Origin of the sequence: Stieleria sp. (genome assembly GCF_041595215.1) — a bacterium.
In the GTDB taxonomy this organism is placed as follows: Bacteria; Planctomycetota; Planctomycetia; order Pirellulales; family Pirellulaceae; genus Stieleria; species Stieleria magnilauensis.
Genome location: NZ_JBFHKV010000528.1, coordinates 1 through 5,695 on the forward strand (window position 1 = coordinate 1; position 5,695 = coordinate 5,695).

At 59.8% G+C, this 5,695-nt stretch carries 6 protein-coding genes; all 6 read left to right on the forward strand.

Annotation, left to right across the window (positions count from 1 at the left end):
• Window positions 1–44: 44 nt before the first annotated feature.
• Entirely contained in the window at window positions 45–425 is a 381-nt protein-coding gene (locus ABX749_RS19360) for a hypothetical protein (RefSeq protein WP_372897415.1), read from the forward strand.
• 6 nt (window positions 426–431) lie between these two features.
• Window positions 432–2,009 (forward strand): hypothetical protein, encoded by a 1,578-nt coding sequence (locus ABX749_RS19365; protein ID WP_372897416.1) that lies wholly within the window; start codon window positions 432–434, stop codon window positions 2,007–2,009.
• Window positions 2,009–4,417, forward strand: a complete 2,409-nt coding sequence (locus tag ABX749_RS19370) for a sialate O-acetylesterase (RefSeq protein WP_372897417.1) — start codon at window positions 2,009–2,011, stop codon at window positions 4,415–4,417. The genes ABX749_RS19365 and ABX749_RS19370 overlap by 1 nt, the downstream gene beginning before the upstream one ends.
• Window positions 4,418–4,580: 163 nt before the next feature.
• Window positions 4,581–4,778: an HNH endonuclease gene (locus ABX749_RS19375; protein WP_372897418.1), complete on the forward strand. Its 198-nt coding sequence runs from the start codon at window positions 4,581–4,583 to the stop codon at window positions 4,776–4,778.
• Window positions 4,779–4,781: 3 nt separating this feature from the next.
• Window positions 4,782–5,168 carry a hypothetical protein gene (locus ABX749_RS19380; protein WP_372897419.1) on the forward strand — a complete coding sequence of 129 codons (387 nt, stop codon included), beginning with the start codon at window positions 4,782–4,784 and terminating at the stop codon, window positions 5,166–5,168.
• The coding region (locus ABX749_RS19385) for a terminase large subunit domain-containing protein (RefSeq protein WP_372897420.1) at window positions 5,155–5,695 on the forward strand (541 nt) is incomplete at its 3' end. The genes ABX749_RS19380 and ABX749_RS19385, both read left to right, overlap by 14 nt.

Below are 5,695 nucleotides of genomic sequence, written 5' to 3' on the forward strand. Positions count from 1 at the left end.
AACACAAAAATTGCACTCTTGGAACGAGAGTTAGAGACGAAGCAATGAGCAGAGCGGACAAAGCGGTTTCGGTTGCACTGGGCAGCGGCGTTATCGGCTGCTCGGTGCTCGGTTTGATTTGTGCCCTGATCCTGCTGACGCATAAGAACACAGGCGGGAGCGTCGCATCGTCACCAGCCATCGACGCACAGATCGGAACGGTTTCGGTGATCGTCGGTGACGCAAACGAACAGCCGCCCGCAGTGATGACAACTGAACAGCTAGCCGACGAACTGGATGTAAACGCCGACACGGTTCGCAGACGGTACGCAGACGGCCGACTGTACGGATTCGAAAAACTCGACCGCGATGCGTGGGTGAGACTCGGGCATGGCGCGTGCATGTTTCGGGCATTTGACGTGCGCGATTCAGGGTTGGGGATTTAAGGACGAATGAAAACACTCTTGATTTGGCTGACCCTCGCAACGATCGCGACAGCGCAGACGAAACTCGAAACGATCACGCTCGATCTTGCTGGACCGCGTGTCGTCGGCGTGCAAACCGGGGACTCTCCCGAGGGCGTGCCGCACACGGTCTACGCTGAGTCGATTGATTTGGTCCAGTCAGCCGAAGCGATCCGCAAGCTACGCTACCGACCGCCGTACTCGCTCGCATCGCCTCCCGTCTGGTATCCCGGCTATCAGCCACGCAACACGCCGCGACCGCTCGACGCGCCGGTCGTCGGACCAGTCGGCAGCGTGCCTGAGTACCTCGATCCCGCAATGTGGATTGCCGAGGAGCCAAGTCAACCGAGGACGCCGTGGTATCACGCAATCCCGTATTTCTATCGCGACGCAAGCGACGATGTTCGGGTCGGCAGCTATTTCAGCAAGTCGGGCTCGACGGTCGAAACGGCAGTCGAAAGCGTAGAGCATTCCGTCGCATGGGACGGAATGCGAAACGTCAATCTTGTTTCGCCCTACGCGACTTACCGACCGACGCCTGATGACGGGTCGGGGCGGGATCATCGCGGATGGTTGGGGTTGGATCTATCTGGTCGGCTGTGGCACGCATTCGCAGACGGCACGGTCGTGACCATCGCTGGCCCGCGAACCGTCGCCGGTCGGGTGCCTGATCTTCGCGGCGGTCCGAAAGAGATCGTCGGCGAGTTTCCTGACGGACCGCTTAGTTCGCCGGTTGACTTCGTCGCGTGTCCTTGTGCTCCGGGGATGCTGTTTATCGCCGACACCGAAAATCAACGGATTTGTCTTGCCGCCCACATCGGCGAAACGACGCGAGTTTGGGAACACCGATCACTTGGGTTCAGGCCGTTTTCCATCGACATGCACGGCACAGACCAGGCCATCGCCGACATCAACAACCATCGAGTTTGGATCAACGGCGAGCCGATCGAAGATCCGTTGATACAAGACCCTAGCGTGGTTCGATACGACAGCCAAGGTAATCTGATTGTCGGGTGTCGCGTCTCAAAAAAGATCCTGCGAATCGACCGAGAACACCACGTCACCGAACTGGCCACGCTTGGGCAATCAGGTCGCGAGTCGTGGTTGTGGTTGGACGTGGACAAGCGTGGGAACTGCTTACCTCAAGACACCATCGTGATTCAAAACTCGGTCAACGCTCGCAATTGGACACAGATCATTTTGCCAGACGGCACGTTGCAAACGTGGAGGCATCCGGCGTTCAGCGATTACGCATGGGCAATCGCGATTGATGACACCGAGGCCCGCATGGTTGTCAGTGGGTTCGGCGACACCAGCGGCGTGATGCAGATTCGAGCACGCACTGATGACCCGCAGCCGCGACGACATGCGGACGTGCTACGCGAAAAGCACGGCTGGGACGATCTGCGTGCATCCGCCGATGGTCGACTGATCGGGCCGACGGGTGCGAACTTTCTGGGCTATCCGACGCGGTTCGATCTTGAGACGTGGACGGCGGACGAGATCAAAGCAGAGTTCCCGTCGATGAGCGACAACACGATTTTTGCATTGCAGGGCGGTCAATAGTGGTTAAGTACAATTTTCGCGCAACCGACGCATACGTCACAGACGGCGCTGGCGAGACGCCGGTAGATGGCGACCTGTACCCGTCGTCACTCGGCGGACTGACAGCGGGATGGACTGCGCCGGGTGCGGTCACTCGCGATAGGTCGCTGTCTGTTGATGTGCGATTGGCGGGCGTCAACTACACCAACAACATTGCGAGGCCCTTCAAGGTTGAACTGCCGTCAACCGGCGAATACGAGATCCGGCTTGCTGCTGGTGACGCTGGTTCATCCACTCCGGTCGGGCTGCATCTGCAAGACAACGGCGTAACGTTTGCATCAATCAGCGGCGCGCAGTCTGGTGCGTTTTATGATGCGTCCGGTGTGCTGCGCACTGCCGCCGCATGGCCTACAGACAACGTTGCGATCACCCACACCTTCACCTCGACGGCGTTTCAGATCATCGCCGATGGCTCGGACTATGCGTGTTTGGCGCACCTCGAAATCACTGCGGTATCGCCGTCTGATTCGATCACGCTGACATCGCCAAAGGCCAACACGCCACACCAGCGAGACGAAGGGACAGACACGGCAGAGGTCGACGTCGCTGGGACGTACATTGCCGAGACGGACCCCGCGTCAATTGAGTGGCGACACAACGGCGGAACGTGGGCGACGCTGGACGCATCGCCAAGCGGCGGGACGTTCTCCGAGACGGTTACGGTGCCGATGGGCCAAGGTGATTTCGAGGTTCGCTTTTCCGATCAAACCGACGTGACGGCTTCGAAAGCACTCGTCACCGTCGGCGACATCTACATTGTGGCGGGGCAGAGTAACGCAGTGGGGCAATTGGGCAGCGCCCAAACGTACTCGCACGCATCGCTTACCGCGTTGATGTACCAGCAGGCCGCGAGCGATTGGGCGGAGCTTGCGGACCCGACGCACACAGGAACGTCCAGCGGTTCGTACTGGCTAAAGCTCGCAACCGAATTGATGGCAAGCGACAACGTTCCCGTTGCGTTTATTTTTACTGCGGTCAGCAGCACAAACTTGGTCACTGGCGGCGCAGCGTGGAAGCCGACGCCAACCTACGGGACAACACTAACCAATGCTGTCGCACGTGTCACCGCCGCAAATGTCAACGGTGCAAGGGCGGTTCTTTGGGACCAGGGCGAAACCGACGCAACTGACGGGGCGACCTACGCCAACGAACTGCAAGCCTACTCCGATCTGATTGATGCGTTCCAGACGCTCACCGGGTTTAGCTCGCTCAAGCTAATCACCGTTTCGGTTGGGCACACGCCGGGGGCGACAGCCGCGAGCGTTGACGCCGTTCGGCAGGCTCAGCTAGACGCTTCGGTTGCCGACGCTGACATTTTCCTTGGCCCCGTCTGCTACACACGTTCGGGGATTCACTGGGGCACCGACGCCGACGCACTCTACATGGGGGCTTTGTGGTATTACGCGATCCAAAGGGCGTTCGAAAGCGGCACAGTCAAGCATCCTGAACTGTCGTCGCTGGCGATCAATGATGATACGTTCGAACTAACTTTTGATGCGGATCTGAAATCGGGCGACACGTATCCGACCGCGCTGTTTTCCATTGATGACGGCGGTGCAGTCACGGTATCGGCGGCGACTTACGTCAGTGCTCGACGTGTCGATGTTCAGGCCGCCGCGTCACTCAGCGGAGCGGCAACGCTGAGCATGGCAAGCGGTACAAGTGGGTCAAACGTCACCCCGCCACGGTCCGCATCGCAGACATCACCAGCAGGCACGTCGCTGAGTTTGCCGGCGGTGCCGTTCTACGACCAGGGCACCGACACCACCGCTCCGGTTTACGCATCAGGCGCAATCGGCACCGAGGGCGTGACGGCTACGCTGCAATTTACAGAGACCGGCTCGGCACCACTGCTGCCACAATACGACGTGACGGGATTCAGCCTCGCGACCGATGGCGACGCACTGAGCATTCTCGCCGCCCATCGCACCGACAGCACCGAAGTCACGCTTTATCTGTCTCGCGCCGTACTGGACAGCGAGACGGTGACGGTCAGTTACAGCAGCGGCAACGTCACGGACACGGCGGAAAATGCACTGGCGACGTTTGGGCCGTCATCGATCACGAATAACAGCACGCAGACGGCGGGGACGTACCCCACTGAGTCCCAGGTGCTTACCGGGATCGACTTTGGCCCGACTGGTGCGGATTACACCGGCAACGTTGTCCTGCCAGCGGTTGGCACTGTCCTAGAAACAACCAACTACGGGGCGTCATCCGCACTGACCGGAACGCTTGTTGTTCCGAATGAATCCGAGGTTGAGAGTGGGGTTGGGTTCGGGGCTGGCGGGACGGAGTTTGAGGGGGCACTGACAAGCGGCAGCGACGGCACGACGCCCGCGGGTGACGTGGGTTGGCTCGGTGACTAGCGCGAGACTCTGCCGGTGCGGGGCGATTGTCCAAGGCCGGAAGGTTTGCGACGAGTGCAAACCGCCGGCACCGACACACAGACGGACGACGAAAGAGCGGGGGTACGATCACCGATGGCGAATACTGAGCGAACGACTGAGGGACGAACTGGAAGAGTGCGTGGTGTGCGTCGCGCGGGGCAAACTCACGAGCGTAGCCGAACACATGCACCACATCGAGCGGTTCGAAGATGCGGAGCACTTGCGGCTTGATCGGGCAAACTTGGTGCCGGTTTGCCAGCGGTGCCATGTTGAGATTGAGGGCATGGGGCGGATGGAGTTGGAGCAGCATCTTGAGCGGCTGAGAAATGAACAGGAGTAGCCAATGGCAGGACGAAAAGGGCAACGGGGAAGCGGTGGCCACAACAAAAAAACAGACGCCGAAAAAGAGATGCTCGGGACGCTTCAAGCGTGCCGCAGCACTGACGGCGGCGCGGATCCTGCCGTGCTTGATCGCGTGCTGTCTGTCGTCGGTACTGATTCCGCTGGCGAAATGCGAAGGCTCTACGGGATCTATTCCGTCTCGGCTGACGCATGGGCCAACGACCCCACCGATAAGGAGGCTCGATTGTCTGCGACCGCTGCTTTCGATCGGTTCCTGCGGCTCGTTGCCGAATGCACGCGTGAAGCACCGAAGGACGACGCAGGAACAAGCGGGCAGAACGACGACGCAATGGCGGCACTCATCGCGGCACGCAATGGAAGCACCTAAGCAGCAAGTTCAGCGATACATCGACGGGGTTCTGGACGGGTCAATCGTCACCGGGCGACGGGTTCGCCAAGCGGTCGAGCGGCACGTTTACGATCTTGAGCACGCGCACAAACGTGGCCACTACTTCGATGAGCAAAAAGCGTCTCTCGCGATCATGTGGTTTCCGGCTTGCCTGCGTCACGTTGAGGGCGAGTGGGCCGATAAGCCGGTCGAGCTGACCGACAATCAGGCGTTTATCGTTTGGTGCCTGATGGGATGGCGACGAGCGGACGGTTGCCGGCGATTTCGTCACGCTTACATCACTTGCGGCAGAAAATGGGGCAAGTCAACCGTGGCGGCGGGTATCGGGCTGCTGCTGTTGACCTGCGACGATCCGCTGGAAAAGGGGGCACAGATTTACTGTGCCGCCACGAAAGAGGATCAAGCAAAGATCGTCCACGGGTTGGCCAAGGCAATGGCGGACGGTTCGCCAGAGGTCCGTAAGCAGGTCAACGTTCTGGCCAAGTCGATCGTGACGAAGAAGGGAT